We start from the raw sequence: 24,512 nt of genomic DNA, 5'->3' as shown, positions 1-24,512 counted from the left end.
CAGAGGAGACACCCATGTCCGACCCCCACGCCGAGCAGCACACCGTCGAGAGCCTGCGGGAGTGGCTGACCAACTGCATCGCCTCCCACCTGGAACGGCCCGCCGACACCATCGACACCAGCGTGCGGCTCTCCGACTACGGACTCGACTCGCTGTACGTCCTGTCCGTCGCCGGAGAGCTCGAGGACCATTACGACGTCTCCCTCGACCCGACGCTCCTGTGGGACAACCCGACCATCGACGCACTCAGCGAGGCCCTCGTCAAAGAGCTGGCCCAGTACGCCTGACGGGCACACCCCGCCGCATCCGCCACCGCCCCCCATCCCGCGCAGTCCGCCACTCCGCAGAACCGAGAGGACCGCTCCGTCATGTCCGACGCCGCCCGTACGCTCCGACGACCCGTAAGCGCCGCCCAGTTGGGCATGTGGGTCGCCCAGCAACTGCAGCCGGACAGTCCCCTCTACAACTGCGGCGCCTATCTGGAGATCGACGGTCCGATCGACACGGACGTCCTCCACGAGGCGGTACGGCGGGCCGTCGACGAGACCGAGGCGCTGCGGTCGTACCTCGCCGAGGACATCGAGGACACCGACCACACCCAGGACCCCGGCCGCACCGACGACACCCGGCTGTGCCAGCTCGTCGCGCCCGCCGAGCCGACGTCCCTGCGCGTGCGCGACCTGCGCGACGCGGCGGATCCGGAGGCCGCGGCGCACGCGTGGATGAACGCGGAGATGCTCGAGCCCTTCGACCTCGGCCGCGGCCCCCTGAGCGATCAGACCCTCCTGCTCCTGGCCGACGACCGGTCCTTCTACTTCCACCGCTACCACCACGCCGTCCTCGACGCGTTCGGCCAGTCCGTGTACGGTGCGCGGGTCGCGGCCCTCTACACCGCCCTGATCACCGGTACCGAGCCGCCCGCGACCGGCTTCGCCACCCTCGACCGGGTGATCGCCGAGGAGGCCGGTTATCCGGGCTCGCGCCGCTATGCCCAGGACCGGGCCTACTGGCTCGACCTGTTCGAGGAGATGCCTGACCCGGTGGCGCTCGCGGGACGTTCCGCCGGCAGCACCCACAGCGGTCTGCGTCGCATCGTCACCCTGCCGACCACCCTGGCCGATCGGCTGACCGCGCTGGGCGGTCGGCTCCGCGCGCAGTGGCCGGCCGTCGCCATCGCGGCCACCGCCGTCCTCTATCACCGCCTGACCGGCCGGACGGACCTCACCTTCTCGCTGCCGCTGGCGGGCCGCACCGGCCGGGTGTCCCTGAACACGCCGAGCGCGATGGTCAACGTCCTGCCCATTCGCGTGGCCGCCACCCCGGGGACCACGTTCACGGAGCTGGTCGCGTCGGTGTCCCGCTCGCTGGCCGAGGTCATCAGGCACCAGCGGTTCCGGGGCGAGGAACTCGTCAGGGAACTCGGGCTCTCAGGCGGCCGCCAGGCCCGCCTCGGCCCGACGATCAATGTGGTGGCCTACGTCGACGAGCTCCTCTTCGGCGACAGCCCGGCCACCCCCCACCCGCTGTCCACCGGGCCCGTCAACGACTTGAAGATCAACTTCTATGGCGCGGCAGGCTCCGGCACGGGCATCCGCGTGGAGTTCGACGCCGACCCTGCCCTCTACGACGAACGAGAGATCGCCGCCCACCAGGAACGGCTGGTGCGGGTGCTGGAGTGGGTCGCGGAACAGCCCGACCGCCGGATCGGTGACGTGGAGTTGCTCGACGCGGTGGAGCGGGAGCGGGTGCTGGTCGAGTGGAATGGTGAGTCGCGCGGTGTGCGAGGTGTGTCGTTGCCCGTGCTCTTCGGGGAGCAGGTGGAACGGACACCGGACGCGGTGGCGGTGGTGTGTGACGAGGTCCGGTTGACCTACTCCGAGCTGGACGCGTGGTCGAACCGGGTGGCGCGGTGGTTGGTGGGTCAGGGGGTGGGGCCGGAGTCGTTTGTGGCGGTGGTGCTGCCCCGGTCGGTGGAGCTGGTGGTGGCGCTGCTGGGTGTGGTGAAGGCGGGTGGTGCGTATGTGCCGGTGGATCCGGAGTACCCGGCCGAGCGGACAGCGCACATCCTGGGCGACGCACGGCCGGTGCTGGTGATCGACGATGTGGCGGCGCTCGCGGCGGCTGACGCGTATCCGGATGAGCGCGTGCAGGCGATCACCGATCTCAACACCTCCGCGTATGTGATTTACACGTCGGGTTCGACGGGGCGGCCGAAGGGTGTGGTGGTCGAGCACCGTTCGGTGGGGGCGTATCTGGAGCGGGCGCGGGAGGTGTATCCGGATGCGTCGGGTCCGGCCCTGTTGCACTCTTCGGTGGCCTTCGATCTGACGGTGACGGCGTTGTACACCCCGCTGGTGAGCGGTGGCCGAGTGGTGCTGGGTGAGCTTGATGAGCGGGCTGGGGATGCTGGTCGTCCGTCGTTTATGAAGGTCACCCCCTCCCACCTGGGGCTGTTGGAAGCGCTGCCCGAGGAGGTGTCGCCGTCGGGGACGTTGATCACCGGTGGTGAGGCGCTGGTGGGTGAGGCGCTGGCCTCGTGGCGGGCCGCGCATCCGGATGTGGCGGTGGTCAATGCGTACGGTCCGACGGAGGCGACGGTCAACTGCACCGACTTCCGGATCGAACCGGGGCAGATGGTTGCCGGGGGTGCGGTGCCGATCGGGCGGCCGTTCTGGAACACCCGTGCCTATGTGCTGGACGCGTCGTTGCGTCCGGTGCCGCCGGGAGTGGCGGGTGAGCTGTACATCGCCGGTGTGGTGCTGGCGCGGGGGTATTGGCGTCGTACGGATCTGACGGCGGAGCGGTTCACCGCCGATCCGTACGGTCCTGCGGGTGCGCGGATGTATCGGACGGGTGATGTGGCGCGGTGGAACGCCGATGGCCAGTTGGTGTACGTGGGCCGGGTCGATGACCAGGTCAAGGTGCGGGGCTTCCGTATCGAGCTGGGCGAGATCCAGGCCGTCATCAGCGGTCACCCCGACGTTGCGCAGACGGCTGTGGTGGTGCGGGAGGACCGGGCCGGGGATCAGCGTCTGGTGGCCTATGTGGTGGTGGGTTCCCACGTTTCCGATGCGGTCCTGCGGGACCATGCCGCAGCCCTGCTGCCGGACTACATGGTGCCCTCCGCGTTCGTCACCCTTCCCGAGCTTCCGTTGACGCCGAACGGGAAGCTGGACCGTCGTGCCCTGCCCGCGCCCGACTACGGGCCGGAGGGTACGGAAGGCCGCACCCCGCGTTCGCCGCGCGAGGAGATCCTTTGTGGTCTGTTCGCCGAGGTGCTGGGCGTGGAGTCGGTCACCATCGACGACGACTTCTTCCGCCTCGGCGGCCACTCCCTGCTGGCGACGAAGCTGGTCAGCCGGATCCGTAGCGTCATGGACGCCGAGCTGCCCATCCGGCAGCTCTTCGAGACCCCCACCGTCGCGGGCATCTCCGCCACCCTGGACCGGACGGCCCTCGGCACCGCCGCCGCCCGTCCCGCCCTGACCGCGACCGCGCGCCCGTCCCGTGTCCCCGTCTCGTACGCGCAGGCCCGCCTCCGCTTCCTGGACCTGCTGGGCGACGGCAGCACCGCCTACAACGCGCCCGGCGCGCTCCGGCTGACCGGCCCGCTGGACCGGGAGGCGCTGCGGCTGGCCCTGGGCGACGTGGTGGCGCGCCACGAGAGCCTGCGCACCGTCTTCGCCGAGGACGAAGAGGGCTTCACGCAGATCGTCCTGGACCCGTCGCACGCCGCGGTCGAGCCCGGCGTGCGGACGGTGGACGAGACCCGGCTCGCGGCCGAGCTCATGGCCGAGGCCCGGTACGTCTTCGATCTGGCCCATGAACCTCCGCTGCGGGTCACCCTGTTCGAGCTGGGGCCGGACGAGCACGTACTGCTGCTCCTCCTGCACCACATCGCGGGCGACGGCTGGTCGATGCGGCCGCTGGCGCGGGACGTGGCCACGGCGTACACGGCGCGCGTCGAAACGGGCGACGCCCCGCGGTGGGAGCCGTTGCCGGTGCAATACGCCGACTACAGCCTCTGGCAGCGGGCGGTCCTGGGACGGGAGGACGATCCGGCCAGCGAGCTCTCCCGCCAGCTCGCCTACTGGACCACCGCGCTGGCCGGCCTCCCGGACGAGCTCGCGCTGCCCGCCGACCGGGCGCGCACCGCCGAGCTGACGCAGCGCGGCGGCCAGGACTCCTTCCGCATCCCGGCCGAACTCCACCAGGCGCTCTACGGGCTGGCCCGCGAGACCCGCTCCAGCCTGTTCATGGTGTTGCAGGCGGGGCTCGCGGCACTGCTGACCCGGCTCGGCGCGGGCACCGACATCCCCATCGGCACACCGATCGCCGGCCGCACCGACACGGCGGTCGAGGAGCTGGTCGGGTTCTTCGCCAATACGCTGGTGCTGCGCACGGACACCTCGGGCGATCCCACGTTCCACGAGCTGATCGAGCGGGTCCGGGAGCGGAGCCTGGCGGCGTACGCCCATCAGGACCTGCCGTTCGAGCGGCTGGTGGAGGTGCTCAATCCGGAGCGCTCGCTCTCCCGGCACCCGCTCTTCCAGGTGTCGCTCTCGCTCCACCACACCGACCCCCGGGCCACGGTCGCCGAGGTCGCCCGGCTGCCGCGGCTCGCCGTGGAGCTGGAGCGGCTGCCGATCGAGGACACCAAGTTCGACCTCAACTTCGAGCTGACCGAGCGGTTCGACGACGCGGGCAGGCCCGCGGGCATCGCCGCCGACCTGGAGTTCAGCGCCGAACTCTTCGAGCCGGGCACGGCCCGCTCCCTCCGGGAGCGCTACCTGCGGCTGCTGGCCGCCATGGCCGGGGAGCCGGATCGGCGGGTCTTCGAGGCGGAGATCCTCGACGCGGCCGAGCGGACGGCCGTCCTCGAGGAGTGGAGCGACATCCGCCGCCCGGGTGTGGCCGCCGTGCTGTCACAGGTGGAACTGCCCGACGGGGTGAGCGGCACGCGGGCCTACGTACTGGACGAGAGCCTCCGCCCGGTGGCTCCCGGTGTTCCCGGAACGCTGTACGTGGCGCACCGGAGCCCGGCCCCGGGCGCCGGAGACGGCACCGATACCGCCGACTCCGACCGGCCGCTCCCGTGCCCCTTCGACCAGGGCAGCGCGCTGCACCCCACCGGCCGGGTGGCCCGCTGGTCCCACGACGGGGAGCTGCGGCTGGTCGAGACCCCCGCCGAGCGGCCGGACGAGGCCGCCGAACCCGACGACCGGCGGACCGAGCCGTCCCGGGCGCCGCGCAGCCCGCGGGAACAGATCCTGTGCACCCTCTTCGCCGAGCTGCTGGGCGTCCCCTCCGTGGGCATCGACGACGACTTCTTCGCCAGTGGCGGCCATTCCCTCTCCGCCGTACGGCTGCTCAGCCGCGTACGCTCGGTGCTCGGCGTGGAGATCTCCATCCGCCGGCTCTTCGAGAACCCGACCGTCGCGGGACTGTCCGCGGTGATCGACGAGGCGTCCGGCGCCCGGCCTCCCGTGACCCCCGCCCCGCGCCCGCCCCGCCTTCCGCTGTCGTACGCACAGCAGCGGCTGTGGTTCCTGCACAACCTGGAGGGCCCCAGCGCCACCTACAACATCCCGGTCACCCTGCGGCTCGTCGGCACCCTGGACCGCACCGCGCTGCGCCTGGCCCTCGGCGACGTCGTCGCGCGCCACGAGAGCCTGCGCACGCTCTTCGCGCAGGAGACGGAGGAAGGTACCGGCGCACGGCAGGTCATCCTGCCCGCCTCGCAGGCACGACCGGAGCTGATCGAGGAGACGGTCGCCCCCGAGGAACTGGAGGACAGGGTGCGGGCCGCGGCCTCCCACCCGTTCGACCTCACCGGCGAACTGCCCGTCCGCGGCTGGCTGTTCACCACCCACACCGGAGAGCGCGTCCTCGTCCTGGCGCTCCACCACATCGCGGGCGACGGCTGGTCGCTCGGCCCGCTGGCCCGCGATCTGTCGTCCGCGTACACGGCGCGCGTCGAAACGGGCGAGGCCCCGCGGTGGGAGCCGCTGCCGGTGCAGTACGCCGACTACACCCTGTGGCAGCGACAGGTACTCGGTGCCGAGGACGACCCCGACAGCGAGATCTCACGCCAACTCGCCCACTGGAAGCAGGCCCTCGCGGATCTCCCCGCGGAACTGGAGCTGCCCACCGACCGGCCCCGGCCGCCGCGCCAGTCCCACCAGGGCGGGCGGGTCGGTTTCGAGGTCCCCGCGGAGCTTCACGCGGGTTTGGCGGATCTGGCGCGCGACACCCGGTCGAGCCTGTTCATGGTGGTGCAGGCCGCCCTGGCGACGCTGCTGACCCGGCTCGGGGCCGGTACCGACGTGCCGATCGGCAGCCCCATCGCGGGGCGCACCGACGCCGCCGTGGAGGACCTGGTCGGATTCTTCGTCAACACGCTGGTGCTGCGCACCGACACCTCCGGCAACCCCGCCTTCACCCAACTCGTCGGCCGGGTCCGCGAGACCAACCTCGGCGCCTACGCCCATCAGGACCTGCCGTTCGAACGGCTCGTCGAGGTGCTGAGCCCCGTCCGCTCGCTCGCCCGCCACCCCCTGTTCCAGGTACTGCTCGGCTTCGACAACAACCAGGACGCCCTCGACGTGCTGAGGCTGCCGGGCCTGACCATGGACGTACGGGCCCAGGAGACCGGACGCGCCAAGTTCGACCTCGCGTTCTTCTTCGACCAGACCTACGGGCCCACGGGCGAGCCGACCGGTATGCACGCGGCAGTCGAGTACAACGCCGACCTCTTCGACCGGGAGACCGCCAACGGCTTCGCCGCGCGGCTGCTGCGGGTGCTCGAAGGCGTGGTGGCCGACCCGGACATGCCCATCGGCGGGCTCGACATTCTGACGCGTGCCGAAACCCGGCACATCCTGCATGAGTGGAACGGAACCTCGCACGAGGTGCCGCCACACACCGTGCCCGTCCTGTTCGAGCGGCAGAGCGCCCAGGAGCCCCGAGCCACCGCGCTGATCTCCGAGGACACCACCCTGTCCTACGAGGAGCTCAACGCCCGGGCCAACCGGCTGGCCCGGCTCATGGCCGCCGAGGGCATCGGCGGCGAGGACATCGTGGCCATCGCCCTGCCCCGGTCGGCGGAGATGATCGTCTCCCTGGTCGCCGTCCTCAAGACGGGCGCCGCCTACCTCACCCTCGACACCTCGGCCCCCGAGCAGCGGCTGCGCGCCATCGTCGAGGACTGCGCACCCCGCGCCCTGATCACCGACGCGGCCACCCGCCCCCTCCTGGGCACCGGACCGGCCCGCTGCCTCGTCCTGGACGACCCGGCGACCGTACGGGCGCTCGCCGACGCCCCGGCCACCGACCTCACGGACGACGACCGCGCCCGCCCGCTCGACCCGCGCCATCCGGCGTACATCGTCTACACCTCGGGCTCCACCGGGACCCCCAAGGGTGTGGTGATGCCGATGGCGTCGCTGATGAACCTGCTCGCCTGGCACACCGACACCTACAGCGGCGGCGTCGGCACCCGCACCGCCCAGTTCCTCGCCGTCGCCTTCGACTTCGCGGTACAGGAGATCCTGCAGGCGCTGGTGGCGGGCAAAACACTCGTCCTGCCCGAGGAACACGTCCGGCGCGACGCCTACGAACTGGTCGACTGGATCGCCCGCCACGGTGTCAATGAGCTGTTCGCGCCCACCTTGATGATCGACGCGGTGCTCGCGGCCGCCGAGGACCGCGGCGAACCACTGGACTCGCTCACCGACATCTTCCAGGGCGGCGAGCAGTTCCGGCTCAGCGGCGAACTCCGCCGGTTCTGCGCCGGCGACTGGCGCCACATGGCGCACAACATCTACGGCCCGGCCGAGACCCACGCGGCCACCTCCACCACCCTCCCCGAGGACACCGACGAGTGGCCCTCGTCCGCGTCCATCGGCCAGCCACTGTGGAACGCCCAGGTCCATGTGCTCGACGCACACCTGCGGCCGGTGCCACCCGGTGTGCGCGGGGAGCTCTACATCGCCGGCGCCCAGATCGCCCGCGGCTACCTGAACCGGCCCGGCCGCACCGCGGAACGCTTCGTCGCCACTCCGTTCGGCGCCCCCGGCTCCCGGATGTACCGCACCGGTGACATCGTCTGCTGGAACCGCCTGGGGCAACTGGAGTTCCTCGGCCGCGTCGACGACCAGGTGAAGATCGGCGGCTTCCGCGTCGAACCCGGCGAGGTCGAGGCCGTGCTCGGCGACCATCCGAGCGTCGACACCGCGGTCGTCGTCACCCGCGAGGACACCCCCGGGACGACCCGGCTGGTCGCCTACGTCGTACCGGAAGGCACCCACGACGAAGCCGACCTCGTACCCACCCTGCGCGGCCACCTCGAACAGCACCTGCCGCACTACATGGTCCCCTCGGCCGTGACGGTCCTGTCCGAACTGCCCCTCACCGCCAACGGAAAGCTCGACCGGCGCGCGCTCCCCGCCCCCGCCACCGACCGCGACGGCACGGGCCGGGGCCCGCGCACCGAGCGGGAGAAGACCCTGTGCGGGCTGTACGCCGAAGTGCTGGGGCTCGACGCGGTCGGCATCGACGAGGGCTTCTTCGACCTCGGCGGCGACAGCATCATGTCCATCCAGCTCGTCGGCCGGGCCCGGCGCGCCGGACTCGAACTCTCCGTCCGCGACATCTTCGAGCACCGCACCGTGGCGGCCCTCGCCGACGTCGTCACGGAGGTGGAGGAAGCCGTCGCCGAGGAGCCGGGCGCCGGCATCGGCGAGGTGCCCCTCACCCCGATCGCCCACTGGCTGCTGCGGCGCGGCGAGGACCTGGACGGATTCAACATGTCCGTCGTCCTCCAGACCCCGGCGGCGCTGCGCCTCGACACCCTCACCCAGGCCCTCCAGGCGCTCCTGGACCACCACGACGCCCTGCGGGCAAGGCTCACCGCCGGCCCCGGACGCCGCATGGAGATACGGGAACCCGGCACGGTCGACGCCGCGCCGCTGGTGCGCCGGGTGACGGCCGAGGGACAGAACGGCACGCCCCTCGACGAACACGCCCTCGCCGCTCTGGTACGGGCGGAGGGCGAGAGCGCCAGGGACCGGCTCGACCTGGACCGGGGCACGGTCGTCCAGGCCGTGTGGTTCGACCGCGGCGCGGACACACCGGGCCTCCTGCTCCTCCTCGTCCACCACCTGGTCGTCGACGGGGTGTCCTGGCGCATCCTCGTACCCGACCTCGCCGAGGCCCACGAAGCCATCGCCGCCGGCCGCACCCCCGAACTCCAGCCCGTGGGCACCTCGCTGCGCCGCTGGGCCCAGCGGCTGACCGAGGAAGCGGCCGCGCCCACCTGGGTCGCCGACGCCGCCTGGTGGCAGGAAACGCTCCGCAAGGAGGACCGCGGGCTCGGCCGCCGGGCCCTGGACCCCGCCCGGGACACGACCGCGGCCGCCGGCCGGATCAGCGTCACCCTGCCGGTGAACGTCACCGAAGCCGTGCTGACCCGAGTGCCCGCCGCGTTCAACGCCGAGGTCAACGACGTTCTGCTGACCGCGTTCACCCTGGCGTGGGAACAGTGGCGCGGGGACCCCGGCCTCCTCCTCGACCTGGAGGGGCACGGCCGCGAGGAACACCTGGTGCGCGGCGCCGACCTGTCCCGCACCGTCGGCTGGTTCACCAACCTCTACCCCGTGCGCCTGGAGACGGGCGCCGCCGACCTCGCCGAGGCGTTCGCGGGCGGGCGGAGCGCCGGAGACATCCTCAAACGCGTCAAGGAACAGCTGAGGGCGGTGCCGGACAAGGGCATGGGCTACGGCCTCGTCCGCCATCTCAACCCCGCCACGGCAGAGGGATTCGCGGGGCTGCGGGACCCTCAGGTCGCCTTCAACTACCTGGGGCGTTTCTCCACCGCGGCCGCCGGCCAGAACGCCGACTGGACCCCGCTCATCGGCATCGACGGCGTCGCCGGCGACCCGCCCCACCTGCCGCTCGCCCACGCCCTGGAGCTCAACGCCCGTACCCACGACGGCCCCCAGGGCTCGCAACTCGTCGCCTACTGGAGCTGGGCCGGGGGGATCCTCGACGAGGACGAGGTCCGCGCACTGGCCGACCTGTGGTTCCGGGCACTCCAAGCCCTCGTGGCCCACGCCGAGAACCCCGAAGCCGGAGGGCTCACCCCCTCCGACGTCTCCCTGTCCTCGATCACCCAGGACGAGATCGAGGCGTTCGAGGACGAACTCGGCGACCTTTTCGACGACATGCCGGACGACGAAGAGCCGGCCGCATACGACGACGTACACGCTCCTGAAGACGAAGAAGAGGCCCGCAAGTGAGTCGCACCCCGCGGAAGATCGAGGACATCCTGCCGCTGGCCCCGCTCCACGAGGGCCTGCTCTTCCACAGCGTTTACGACCAGGGCGAACTCGACCCCTACGTCGTCCAGGCGGCCTTCGACATCGAGGGCCCGCTGGACACGGCCACCCTGCGCACCGCCGCCGAGGCCCTGCTGGCCCGCCACGCCACCCTGCGCGCCGCCTTCCGCCAGCGCAAGAACGGCGACTGGGCGCAAGTGGTGATGCGCACCGTGCCGCTGCCCTGGACCGAGACCGACCTGACCGCGGTGCCCGAGGACGAGCGGACCGCGGCCGCGGCCGAGGCCATGGCCGCCGACCGGAGTACCCGGATCGACGTGACCCGGCCCCCGCTGCTGCGCTTCACGCTCCTGCGGCTCGGCGCCTCGCTCCACCGCCTGGTGCTGACCAACCACCACCTGGTGCTGGACGGCTGGTCGCTGCCCGTCCTCATGGGCGAACTGTGTGCGCTCTACGACGCCCACGGCGACGACGGCGCCATGCCCCGCGTACGCCCCTACCGCGATTACCTCGGCTGGCTGGCGGCACAGGATCGCGAGGCGGCCCGCACCGCCTGGCGCGAGGCATTCGCCGACCTCGCCGAACCCAGCCCGGTGGCCCCCGGAATCGCCCGCACCACGGTCGCGTCCGCCGAGGTCCTCGCCTCCTTCTCCCGATCCGACACCGCCGCCCTCACCGAGATCGCCCGGAGCCGCGGCGTCACCCTCAACACCGTCGTACAGACCGCCTGGGCGCTCACCCTCGGCCGGCACACCGGACGCGACGACATCGTCTTCGGCACCACCGTCTCCGGGCGCCCGCCGCAGATCGACGGCGTCGAACGGATGGTGGGCCTCTTCATCAACACCCTGCCCACCCGGATCCGGCTGCGAGCCGCCGAACCGTTCGCCGAACTCCTCACCCGCGTCCAGGCCGAGCAGACCCGCCTCACGCCGCACCAGCACCTCGAACTCGCCGAGATCCAGCGCGCGGTGGGCCACGGCGAGCTCTTCGACACCTCCATGGTGTTCCAGAACTATCCCGTCGACCGCGACACCACCGCCGATGAGGGCATCGCCGCCGCCGTCCGCCTCGTCCCCGGCAAGGACCGCGAAGCCACCCACTACCCGCTGATGCTGGTCGGCTCCGCCCGCGACACCATGCTGTTCAGGCTCAACTACCGGCCCGACATCTTCGACGAAACCGCCGCCCAGCGCGTCCTGGACCGCTTTGTGCGGATCCTGCACGCCCTCGTCGCCCAGCCCGAGCTGCCGGTCGGCCGCATCGATGTGCTGGGCGAGGCCGAGGCGCGGTCGGTGCTGGTGGATTGGAATGACACGGCGGGTGAGGTGCCGGGTCGTTCGGTGGTGGTGCTGTTCGAGGAGCGGGTGGAGCGGACGCCGGATGCGGTGGCGGTGGTGGCGGGTGGTGTGTCGCTGTCGTATCGCGAGTTGGATGTCCGTGCCGGCCGTTTGGCGCGGTTGCTGGTGGGTCGTGGGGTGGGTCCGGAGTGTTTTGTCGCGGTGGCGTTGCCGAGGTCGGTGGATCTGGTGGTGGCGTTGCTGGCGGTGTGGAAGGCGGGGGCGGCGTATCTCCCGTTGGACACCGAGTATCCGGCGGACCGGCTGGCGTACATGCTGCGGGACGCCTCACCGGCCCTTGTGCTCACCACGGGTGAGCTGGCGGGTGTGTTGCCGGATGTGGATGTGCCGCGTGTGCTGCTGGATGCGCCCGAGACCGCCGAGGAGCTTTCCCGGACGGCGGGGGAGGGGCGGACCGCTCCTCGGGCCCTGTCGCATGCGGCGTATGTGATCTATACGTCGGGTTCGACGGGGCGGCCCAAGGGTGTGGTGGTGCCACAGGGGCCGCTGGCGAACTTTGCGGTGGCCATGGCCGGGCGGTTCGGGCTTTCGGATGGGGACCGTTTGCTGGCGGTGACCACGGTGGGCTTCGACATCGCGGGGCTGGAGCTGTTCGTGCCCCTGCTGTCCGGCGCCGCGGTGGTGGTGGCCGAGCGGGATGTGGTGCGCGATCCGGTGGCGTTGTGTGCGCTGGTGTCGGCCGAGCGGGTGTCGGTGATGCAGGCGACGCCGAGTCTGTGGCGGGCGGTGCTGGCCGAGGACCCGGCCGTGCTGAGCGGTGTGCGGGTGCTGGTGGGTGGCGAGGCGCTGCCCGCCGATCTGGCCGTGGCGCTGGCCGGTCGGGCTGAGTCGGTGACGAATCTGTACGGTCCGACGGAGACCACGATCTGGTCGACGGCGTGGCAGGTCGCCCCCGAGCGGGCGAGCAGCCCGCGCATCGGGCGGCCGATCGCCAACACTCAGGTCTATGTGCTGGACGGCGGGCTGCGGCCGGTCCCGGTCGGGGTGCCGGGTGAGCTGTATATCGCGGGTGAGGGTGTGGTCCGTGGCTATCACGGACGCTCGGGGCTGACGTCCGAGCGGTTCGTCGCCGACCCGTTCGACCGCAGCGGCGGTGGGCGGATGTATCGCACGGGTGACCTGGTGCGGTGGACCGCCGTGGGTGAGCTGGAGTATCTGTCCCGGGTCGACGACCAGGTCAAGCTGCGTGGTTTCCGGATCGAGCTGGGCGAGATCGAGACGGTGCTGGCCGGGCATGACAGCGTGGCCCAGGCCGCCGTCCTGGTGCGCGAGGACCGGCCCGGCGACAAGCGGCTGGTCGCCTATCTCGTCCCGGCGGCGGATGGCGGTGTGCCGAGCGTCGCCGAGCTGCGCCGGCATATGGCCGAGCGGCTCCCCGACTACATGGTGCCCTCCGCGTTCATGACGCTGGACGCCTTCCCGCTGACGCCGAACGGGAAGCTGGACCGGCGTGCCCTGCCCGCGCCCGACTACGGACCGGGCTCGACGGGCGGCCGGGCCCCGCGCTCGCCGCGCGAGGAGATCCTGTGCGGTCTCTTCGCCGAGGTGCTGGGCCTGGAGTCGGTCACCATCGACGACGACTTCTTCGGCCTCGGTGGCCATTCGCTGCTGGCCACCAAGCTGGTCAGCCGGATCCGCTCGGTCCTGGACGTCGAACTGGCGGTGCGGCGGGTCTTCGAGGCCCCCACCGCCGCCGACCTCGCGACCGTGCTGGACGCGTCCGCCGCGGTGCGCTCGCCCCTGCGGGCGGTGGAACCGCGCCCGGCGCGGCTGCCGCTGTCGCTGGCCCAGCAGCGGTTGTGGTTCCTGCACCAGTTCGAGGGGCCGAGTGCCACGTACAACATTCCGGTGGCGCTGCGGCTGAGCGGTGAGCTGGACGAGGGTGCGCTGCGGCTGGCCCTGGGCGATGTGGTGGCCCGGCACGAGAGCCTGCGCACGGTGTTCGCCGAGGACGCCGACGGTCCGTACCAGGTGGTCCGGGACGCCGAAGCGGTCGGGCTCACCGTGGTACGGACCGACGAGACCCGGCTGCGCACCGAACTCCTCGGCGCGGCCCGCCACGCCTTCGACCTGCGGACGGAAGGACCGCTGCGGGTCTGGCTGTTCGAGCTGGGCGACGACGCGTACGTCCTGCTGGTCATCGCGCATCACATCGCGAGCGACGCGTGGTCGATGGGCCCGCTGGCCCGCGATCTGACCGGTGCGTATGCGGCACGGGTCGGCTCCGGCGGAGCTCCCGGCTGGGAGCCGCTGCCGGTCCAGTACGCGGACTACAGCATCTGGCAGCGCGAGGTGCTCGGCGCCGAGGACGAACCCGACAGTGAGATCACCCGCCAACTGGCCTACTGGAAGACCGCGTTGGCCGACCTTCCGGAAGAGCTGCCGCTGCCGTTCGACCGCCCCCGACCGGCGGCCGCCACCTACCACGGCGGCACCGTCACCCTCGACCTCGCTCCGGAGCTGCGCGAGAAGCTGACGCGGATCGCCCGCGAGCGCCGGGCCAGCCTGTTCATGGTGGTGCAGGTGGCGCTGTCCACGCTGCTCACACGCCTGGGCGCGGGGACCGACATCCCCCTCGGCACCCCCGTGGCCGGCCGCACCGATGACGCGCTGGACGACCTGGTCGGCTTCTTCGTGAACACGCTGGTGCTGCGGACGGACACCTCCGGCGACCCGACCTTCACGGAGCTGATCGAACGGGTGCGGGCGCGGGATCTGGAGGCGTACGCATACCAGGACCTGCCCTTCGAGCGGCTGGTCGAGGTGGTCAACCCGGAGCGTTCGCTGTCCCGGCATCCGCTCTTCCAGACGATGCTCACACTGAACAACACCGAGCAGGGCGCGGAAACCGCGGTGGCCTCGCTGCCGGGTCTGACGGTGGCGAACGAACCGGTGGCCGTGGGCGGGGCGAAGGTCGACCTGTCCTTCCGGCTGGGTGAGCGGCGGGCCGATGGTGCGGACGGGGGTGTGGTGCTGGAGGGGGCTCTGGACTTCAGCACCGACATGTTCGACCGCACCACGGCTCAGCGCATCGCGGAGCGTTTTGTGCGTGTTCTTACCGCGCTCGCCGAGGACCCCGAGCGTCGCATCGGTGATGTGGAGCTGCTGTCCGCGGTGGAGCGGGAGCGGGTGCTGGTCGAATGGAACGGTGAGTCGCGGGGTGTGCGGGGTGTGTCGTTGCCCGTGTTGTTCGCGGAGCAGGCGGCGCGGACACCGGATGCGGTGGCGGTGGTGTGCGACGGGCGCGAGGTGTCGTACGCGGAGTTGGACGCGTGGTCGAATCGGGTGGCCCGGTGGTTGATGGGGCAGGGGGTCGGGGCCGAGCGGTTCGTGGGTGTGGTGCTGCCGCGGTCGGTGGAGTTGGTTGTGGCGCTGCTGGGTGTGGTGAAGGCGGGTGGCGCGTATGTGCCGGTGGATCCGGAGTATCCGGCGGAGCGCAAGGCCCACATCCTGGGCGATGCGCGGCCGGTGCTGGTGATCGATGACATCACGGATCTCGCGGCGGCCGACGCGTACGCGGATGACCCGGTGGAAGCGGTGCGGGAGCTGTCGCTTCCGGCCTATGTGATCTATACGTCGGGTTCGACGGGGCGGCCGAAGGGTGTGGTGGTCGAGCACCGTTCGGTGGGGGCGTATCTGGAGCGGGCGCGGGAGGTGTATCCGGATGCGTCGGGTACGGCCCTGTTGCACTCTTCGGTGGCGTTCGACCTGACGGTGACGGCGCTGTACACCCCGCTGGTGAGCGGTGGCCGGGTGGTGCTGGCGGATCTCGATGAGCGGGTGGCCGGTGTCGATCAGCCGTCGTTTATGAAGGTCACTCCCTCCCACCTGGGGTTGTTGGAGGCGCTGCCCGAGGAGGTGTCGCCGTCGGGGACGTTGATCACCGGTGGTGAGGCGTTGGTCGGTGAGGCGCTGGCGTCGTGGCGGGCCGCGCATCCGGATGTGGCGGTGGTCAATGCGTACGGTCCGACGGAGGCGACGGTCAACTGCACCGACTTCCGGATCGAACCGGGGCAGATGGTCGCCGGGGGTGCGGTGCCGATCGGGCGGCCGTTCTGGAACACCCGTGCCTATGTGCTGGACGCGGGGCTGCGTCCGGTGCCGCCGGGAGTGGCGGGTGAGCTCTACATCGCGGGAGTGGTGCTGGCGCGCGGCTACTTGGGGCGTGCCGATCTGACCGCCGAGCGCTTTACCGCCGATCCGTACGGCCCTGTGGGCGCGCGGATGTATCGCACGGGTGATGTGGCGCGCTGGAACGCCGATGGCCAGCTGGTGTACGTGGGCCGGGTCGATGACCAGGTCAAGGTGCGGGGCTTCCGCATTGAGCTGGGCGAGATCCAGGCCGTGCTGCGTGGTCACCCCGAGGTGGCTCAGGCCGCGGTGATCGTGCGGGAGGACCGGGCCGGGGACCAGCGGCTGGTCGCCTATGTGGTGGCGGATTCCCACGTTTCCGATGCGGCCCTGCGGGAGCACGCCGCCGGGTCGCTGCCGGAGTACATGGTGCCGTCGGCATTCGTCACGCTCTCCGCGCTGCCGCTGACGACGAACGGGAAGCTGGACCGGCGGGCGCTGCCCGCGCCCGACTACGGGCCGGAGACCGCCACCGGCCGGGCGCCGCGTTCGCCGCGCGAGGAGATCCTGTGTGGTCTGTTCGCCGAGGTGCTGGGCGTGGAGTCGGTCACCATCGACGACGACTTCTTCCGCCTCGGTGGCCACTCGCTGCTGGCCACGCGGCTGGTCAGCCGGATCCGAAGCGTCATGGACGCCGAGCTGCCCATCCGGCAGCTCTTCGAGACACCCACGGTCGCGGGCATGTACGCCGCCCTGGCCACCGACGTGGTGCGCCGGCGTGTGACCGTGGCCGATCCGCGCCCCGAGCGGATCCCGTTGTCGTATGCCCAGCAGCGCCTGTGGTTCCTCCATCAGTTCGAGGGCCCCAGCGCCACGTACAACGCCCCGGTCGCGCTGCGGCTGACCGGCCCGCTGGACCGGGAGGCGCTGCGCCTGGCCCTGGGTGATGTGGTGGCCCGCCACGAGAGCCTGCGCACCGTCTTCACCGAGGACGCCGACGGCTCCCGGCAGATCGTCCTGACCGCCGACGAAGTCCGTACGGAGCTTCCGGTCGTGGAGACGGACGAGCGGCGGCTGGACGAGGACCTGGCCGTCGCGGCCGCCCGTCCCTTCGACCTCGCGGCCGAAACCCCCTTCCGCGCCGTTCTGTTCGCGGTCGCGGAGGACGAGCATGTGTTGCTCGCCCTGACCCACCACATCGTCAGCGACGCGTGGTCGCGCGCCCCGCTGGCGCGTGACATGGTGGCGGCGTACGCGGCCCGTGTCACTACCGGTAAGGCTCCCGTGCGTGAGCCGCTGCCGGTCCAGTACGCGGACTACAGCCTCTGGCAGCGCGATGTCCTCGGCGACGAGTCCGATCCGGACAGCGAGATCTCGCGTCAGCTCGGCTACTGGACCACGGCCCTGGCGGGCCTCCCGGACCAGCTGGAGCTGCCGTACGACCGGCCGCGGCCGTCCGTCGCCTCCTACCGCGGAGACCGCGTCCCCTTCCAGGTCTCCCCGGAGCTGTACGCGCGGATCAGCGAGGTGGCCGGGGAGGCGCAGGCCAGCCCCTTCATGGTGCTTCAGGCAGCCCTCGCCGCCCTCCTCACGCGGCTTGGCGCGGGCACGGACATCGCCATCGGCACACCGATCGCCGGCCGCACCGACACCTCGCTCGACGAGCTGGTCGGCGTCTTCCTGAACACACTGGTGCTGCGCACGGACACCTCGGGAAACCCGAGCTTCACCGCACTCCTCCACCGCGTCCGTGAGACGAACCTCAGCGCCTACGCCCATCAGGACCTGCCCTTCGAGCGGCTGGTCGAGGTGCTCAACCCCGAGCGCTCGCTCGCCCGCCACCCGCTCTTCCAGGTGCTGCTGACCCTCAACAACACCGACTACCAAGGGGCATTGGACTCGCTGGACGGTCTTCCGGGGCTCACCGCCGACCGACAGCAGGTCGAGACGTCGGTGGCCAAGTTCGACCTCGCCTTCGGCTTCACCGAGAGCCATGGCGAGGACGGTCAGGTGCGTGCGCTCAACGGCGTCCTGGAGTACAGCACGGACCTGTTCGACCGCGCGACGGCCCAGACGTTCACCGAGCGACTTCTCCGGCTCCTGACCGAGGCCGTGGCCGAGCCGACCGCCCCGGTGTCCCGTGTCGACGTGCTGGACGAGGCCGAGGCGCGGTCGGTGCTGGTGGATTGGAATGACACGGCGGGTGAGGTGCCGGGTCGTTCGGTGGTGGTGCTGTTCGAGGAGCGGGTGGCGCGGACGCCGGATGCGGTGGCGGTGGTGGCGGGTGGTGTGTCGCTGTCGTACCGCGAGTTGGATGCCCGTGCCGGCCGTTTGGCGCGGTTGCTGGTGGGTCGTGGGGTGGGTCCGGAGTGTTTTGTCGCGGTGGCGTTGCCGAGGTCGGTGGATCTGGTGGTGGCGTTGCTGGCGGTGTGGAAGGCGGGGGCGGCCTATCTCCCGCTGGACACCGAGTATCCGGCGGACCGGCTGGCGTACATGCTGCGGGACGCCGCACCGGCCCTTGTACTCACCACGGGTGAGCTCACGGGCGTGCTGCCGGATGTGGATGTGCCGCGTGTGCTGCTGGATGCGCCTCATATCGTGGAGGAGGTTGCCGGGGGAGAGGTGGCGAAGCGGCCGGCCACGGCTCCCGACACCTCCGCGTATGTGATCTATACGTCGGGTTCGACGGGGCGGCCCAAGGGTGTGGTGGTGCCACAGGGGCCGTTGGTGAACTTCCTGGTGTCGATGACCGACCGGTTCCAGCTTTCGGATGGGGACCGTTTGCTGGCGGTGACCACGGTGGGTTTCGACATCGCGGGGCTGGAGCTGTTCGTGCCCCTGCTGTCCGGCGCGGCGGTGGTGGTGGCCGAGCGGGATGTGGTGCGCGATCCGGTGGCGTTGTGTGCGCTGGTGTCGGCCGAGCGGGTGTCGGTGATGCAGGCGACGCCGAGTCTGTGGCGGGCGGTGCTGGCCGAGGACCCGGCCGTGCTGAGCGGTGTGCGGGTGCTGGTGGGTGGCGAGGCGCTGCCCGCCGATCTGGCCGTGGCGCTGGCCGGTCGGGCCGCGTCGGTGACGAACATGTACGGCCCGACGGAGACCACGATCTGGTCGACGGCGTGGCCGGTCACCCCCGAGCGGGCGAGTAGCCCGCGCATCGGGCGGCCGATCACCAATACCCAGGTGTATGTGCTGGACGGCGGGCTGCGGCCGGTCCCGGTCGGGGTGCCGGGTGAGCTGTATATCGCGGGTGAGGGTGTGGTCCGTGGCTATCACGGGCGTCCCGCCCTGACCTCGGAACGCTTCGTCGCCGACCCGTTCGGTGGTTCGGCGGGTGGGCAGATGTATCGCACGGGTGATCTGGTGCGGTGGACCGCCGACGGCGAGCTGGAGTATCTGTCGCGGGTCGACGACCAGGTCAAGCTGCGTGGTTTCCGGATCGAGCTGGGCGAGATCGAGGCGGTGCTGGCCGGACATGACCAGGTCGGGCAGGCCGCCGTCCTGGTGCGTGAGGACCGGCCCGGTGACAAGCGCCTCGTGGCCTATGTCGTCCCGGCGACGGCGAACGGCGGCGTGATCAGCGCTGATGTGCGCGAACACGTGGCGGCCCAGCTGCCCGGCTACATGGTGCCGTCCGCGTTCGTCACCCTCGATGCCTTCCCGCTGACGGCGAACGGCAAGCTGAACCGCCGTGCCCTGCCCGCGCCCGACTACGGCCCGGAGGGCATGGGAGGCCGTGCCGCGCGCTCGCCGCGCGAGGAGATCCTGTGCGGCCTGTTCGCCGAGGTCCTGGGCGTGGAGACCATCACGATCGATGACGACTTCTTCCACCTCGGCGGCCACTCCCTGCTCGCGACCAAGCTGGTCAGCCGCATCCGTACCGTCCTGGACACCGAACTGGCCGTACGCCGTGTCTTCGAGGCGCCCACGGTTGCCGAGCTCGCGGCTGTATTGGATGCGTCGGCGGTGGTGCGGTCCGCGGTGCGGGCGGTGGTGCCACGTCCGGCGCGGTTGCCGTTGTCGCTGGCCCAGCAGCGGTTGTGGTTCCTCCACCAGTTCGAGGGGCCGAGTGCGACGTACAACATTCCGGTGGCGCTGCGGCTGAGTGGCGCCCTGGACGAGGGTGCGTTGCGGTCGGCGCTGGGTGATGTGGTGGCCCGGCACGAGAGCCTGCGCACGGTGTTCGCCGAGGACGCCGACGGCCCGTACCAAACGGTCCTGCACACCGCGGACGTAGAGCTGACGGTGGCCGCGACCGACAGGGAAGCGCTCCACGAAGAACTGCGTCATGCGATACGGACCCCCTTCGACCTCACGAACGACGTGCCGTTGCGCGCCTGGCTGTTCCAGCTCGGCGATGACGAGCGGGTGCTGCTGCTCGTGGCGCACCACATCGCGAGTGACGCCTGGTCGATGGGTCCGCTGGCCCGTGATCTGACGGCGGCGTACGCGACCCGCGTCACCACCGGTGACGCCCCTGGGTGGGAGCCGCTGCCGGTGCAGTACGCGGACTACAGCATCTGGCAGCGCGAGATGCTGGGCGCGGAGGACGACGCCGACAGCGAGATCAACCGCCAGTTGGCGTACTGGAAGGAGGCGTTGGCGGACCTCCCGGAGGAGTTGTCGCTGCCCTTCGACCGGTCGCGGCCGGCGACATCCTCGTACGAGGGTGACCGGATCACCTTCGAGGTACCGTCCGGCCTGCACGAAGGGCTGACGCGGGTCGCCCGCGAGCGTCGGGCCAGCCTGTTCATGGTGGTACAGACGGCCCTGTCGACACTGCTGACGCGGCTGGGCGCGGGCACGGACATCCCGCTGGGCACGGCCATCGCCGGGCGCACGGATGACGCGCTGGACGATCTGGTCGGGTTCTTCGTGAACACCCTGGTGCTCCGAACCGACACCTCGGGCGATCCCACCTTCGCCGAACTGCTCGACCGCGTCCGCGGTAAGGACCTCGAGGCGTATGCCTATCAGGATCTGCCGTTCGAGCGGTTGGTGGAGGTGGTCAACCCGGAGCGTTCGCTGTCGCGGCATCCCTTGTTCCAGACGATGTTGACGTTGAACAACACGGAGCAGGGCGGGGCGTCGGCTGTCGCTTCGTTGCCGGGTCTGTCGGTCACGGATGAGCCGGTGGCAGCGGCGGCGGCGAAGTTCGATCTGTCGTTCCGGCTTGTGGAGCGCCGTGGTGCGGCGGATGGCGGTGTGGTGCTGGAGGGGGCGTTGGACTTCAGCACGGATCTGTTCGACCGGGCCACCGCGCAGCGCATCGCGGAGCGATTCGTGCGTGTTCTGACCGCGCTCGCCGAGGATCCCGACCGCCGCATCGGTGATGTGGAGCTGCTGTCCGCGGCGGAGCGGGAGCGGGTGCTGGTCGAGTGGAATGGCGAGTCGCGGGGTGTGCGGGGTGTGTCGTTGCCCGTGCTCTTCGCGGAGCAGGCGGAGCGGACGCCGGATGCGGTGGCTGTTGTCGCCGGGGATCGTGGCCTGTCGTACCGGGAGTTGGACGCGTGGTCGAACCGGGTGGCGCGGTGGTTGGTGGGTCAGGGGGTGGGGCCGGAGTCGTTTGTGGCGGTGGTGCTGCCCCGGTCGGTGGAGCTGGTGGTGGCGCTGCTGGGTGTGCTGAAGGCGGGTGGTGCGTATGTGCCGGTGGATCCGGAGTATCCGGCGGAGCGCAAGGCCCACATCCTGTCCGACGCACGGCCGGTGCTGGTCATCGACGATGTCGCGGCCCTCGCGGCGGCTGACGAGTGTGCGGACACGCCGGTTGAAGACGCCCCGGAGCTGTCGCATCCGGCGTATGTGATTTATACGTCGGGTTCGACGGGTCGGCCGAAGGGTGTGGTGGTCGAGCATCGTTCGGTGGGGGCGTATCTGGAGCGGGCGCGGGAGGTGTATCCGGATGCGTCGGGTACGGCGTTGCTGCATTCGTCGGTGGCGTTCGACCTGACGGTGACGGCGTTGTACACCCCGCTGGTGAGCGGTGGCCGGGTGGTGCTGGGTGAGCTTGATGAGCGGGCAGCGGATGCTGGCCGTCCGTCGTTCATGAAGGTCACCCCCTCCCACCTGGGGCTGCTGGAAGCGCTGCCCGAGGAGGTGTCGCCGTCGGGGACGTTGATCACCGGTGGTGAGGCGCTGGTCGGTGAGGCGCTGGCCTCGTGGCGGGCCGCGCATCCGGATGTGGCGGTGGTCAATGCGTACGGTCCCACCGAGGCCACGGTCAACTGCGCGGACTACCGCATCGAGCGTGGTCAGGAAGTTGTGAGAGGTGCGGTGCCGATCGGGCGGCCGTTCTGGAACACCCGTGCCTATGTGCTGGACGCGTCGTTGCGTCCGGTGCCGCCGGGGGTGGCGGGTGAGCTGTACATCGCCGGTGTGGTGCTGGCGCGGGGGTATTGGCGTCGTGCGGATCTGACGGCGGAGCGGTTCACCGCCGATCCGTACGGCCCTGCTGGTGCGCGGATGTATCGCACGGGTGATGTGGCGCGCTGGAACGCCGATGGCCAGCTGGTGTACGTGGGCCGGGTCGATGACCAGGTCAAGGTGCGGGGCTTCCGTATCGAGCTGGGCGAGATCCAGGCCGTGCTCGCTTCGCATGGTGAGGTCGCCCAGGCCGCGGTGGTGGTGCGGGAGGACCGGGTCGGGGATCAGCGTCTGGTGGCCTATGTGGTGGTGGGTTCCCACGTTTCCGATGCGGTCCTGCGGGACCATGCCGCAGCCCTGCTGCCGGACTACATGGTGCCCTCCGCGTTCGTCACCCTTCCCGAGCTTCCGTTGACGCCGAACGGGAAGCTGGACCGTCGTGCCCTGCCCGCGCCCGACTACGGGCCGGAGGGTACGGAAGGCCGCGCCCCGCGTTCGCCGCGCGAGGAGATCCTGTGTGGTCTGTTCGCCGAGGTGCTGGGCGTGGAGTCGGTCACCATCGACGACGACTTCTTCCGCCTCGGCGGCCACTCCCTGCTCGCGACGAAGCTGGTCAGCCGGATCCGTAGCGTCATGGACGCCGAACTGCCCATCCGGCAGCTCTTCGAGACCCCCACCGTCGCCGGCATCTCCACCGCCCTGGCGACCGACGCACTGCGCCGCCGCGTGACCGCGGCCGATCCGCGCCCGGACCGCATCCCGCTCTCCTATGCCCAGCAACGCCTCTGGTTCCTCAACCAGTTCGAGGGCCCCAGCGCCACCTACAACGTCCCGATCGCGCTCCGGCTGACCGGCCCGCTGGACCGGGAGGCGCTGCGCCTGGCCCTGGGCGACGTGGTCGCCCGCCACGAGAGCCTGCGCACCGTCTTCACCGAGGACGCCGGCGGCGCCTACCAGGTCGTTCGCCCGCTGGGCGAGGCCGAGCCCGAGTGGACGACGGTGGCGACGGACCGGGCGCATGTCGAACGGGAGCTGCGCGATGCCGCGCGTCGCGGCTTCGACCTGTCGGCGGATTCGGGCGAACTACCGCTGAGGGCAACGCTGTTCGCACTCGAAGGCGCTGATGAACACATTCTCCTGTTGGTCCTGCACCACATCGTCAGTGACGCGTGGTCGCGCGCCCCGCTGGCGCAGGACCTGACGGCGGCGTACGCGGCCCGAGCGACGACCGGCCGTGCCCCCGCCTGGGAGCCGCTGCCGGTCCAGTACGCGGACTACAGCCTCTGGCAGCGTGACGTCCTCGGCGACGAGTCCGACCCGGACAGTGAGATCTCGCGTCAGCTCGGCTACTGGACCTCCGCGCTGGCGGGGCTCCCGGATCAGCTGGAGCTGCCGTACGACCGGCCGCGGCCGTCCGTCGCCTCCTACCGTGGGGACCGCATCCCGTTCGAGATTCCGGCCCCGCTCTACGACAAGGTGGTCGCGTTCGCGCGGGACACGCAGTCGAGCCCGTTCATGGTGGTGCAAGCGGGGCTCGCGGCGCTGCTGACCCGGCTCGGCGCGGGCACCGACATCCCCATCGGCACCCCGATCGCCGGCCGCACCGACACCTCGCTCGACGACCTGGTCGGCGTCTTCATCAACACACTGGTGCTGCGCGCCGACACCTCGGGACGTCCCACGGCCCGCGCGCTGATCGAGCGCGTCCGTACGCGGAACCTGGCCGCCTACGCCCATCAGGACCTGCCCTTCGAACGGCTGGTCGAGGTGCTCAACCCCGAGCGCTCGCTGGCCCGCCACCCGCTCTTCCAGGTGCTCCTGGCGTTCAACAACACCGACACGGCGGCCACCGACCAGGCCGTCGCCGATATCCCCGACCTCACCGTATCGCCGGTGGCGGCGGACACCGGCGTGGGCAAGTTCGACCTCTCCTTCGCCTTCACCGAGCAGCCGCACGGCGCCGGCGGGCTGCGAGGAGTGCTGGAGTACAGCACCGACCTCTTCGACCGGGACACGGTCGAAACGCTCGGCAGGCGCTACCTGCGTGTGCTGCGGGGCATGGTCGACGCCCCGGACGTCCCGCTCGACCGGATCGACCTGCTGGACGAGGCCGAGGCGCGGTCGGTGGTGTGGGACTGGAACGACACGGCGTGCGAGGTGCCGGGTCGGTCCGTAGTGGAGCTGTTCGAGGAGCGGGCGGCCCGGACGCCGGATGCGGTAGCCGTGGCCGCCGGCGGGATGTCCCTGTCCTACGGCGAGCTGGACGCCCGGGCCGATCGTCTCGCACGGCTGCTGGCCGACCGCGGGGTGCGGCCCGAGACGTTCGTCGCGGTGGCGTTGCCCCGGTCGGTGGAGCTGCTGGTGGCGCTGCTGGCGGTGTGGA

Annotated in this window: 3 protein-coding genes (1 of these 3 only partly in view); all 3 read left to right on the top strand. The window is 71.1% G+C overall.

Annotation, left to right across the window (positions count from 1 at the left end; genetic code table 11):
• The first annotated feature begins 14 nt into the window (after window positions 1-14).
• Window positions 15-287: an acyl carrier protein gene (locus tag J8403_RS02345; protein WP_211121597.1), complete on the top strand. Its 273-nt coding sequence runs from the start codon at window positions 15-17 to the stop codon at window positions 285-287.
• Between the two features lie 81 nt (window positions 288-368).
• The gene (locus J8403_RS02340; protein ID WP_211121596.1) at window positions 369-10,298 is read left to right on the top strand and encodes a non-ribosomal peptide synthetase; all 9,930 of its coding nucleotides are present in this window, start codon (window positions 369-371) and stop codon (window positions 10,296-10,298) included.
• Window positions 10,295-24,512, top strand: the 5' portion of a protein-coding gene (locus J8403_RS02335) for a non-ribosomal peptide synthase/polyketide synthase (protein WP_211121595.1). 6,242 nt of this gene lie beyond the right edge of the window; the window shows 14,218 of its 20,460 coding nt (coding positions 1-14,218); it begins with the start codon at window positions 10,295-10,297; its stop codon lies off the right edge, out of view. The genes J8403_RS02340 and J8403_RS02335 overlap by 4 nt, the downstream gene beginning before the upstream one ends.

Source organism: Streptomyces yatensis (assembly GCF_018069625.1).
In the GTDB taxonomy this organism is placed as follows: Bacteria; Actinomycetota; Actinomycetes; order Streptomycetales; family Streptomycetaceae; genus Streptomyces; species Streptomyces yatensis.
This window is presented reverse-complemented; position numbering and strand designations above follow the sequence as displayed.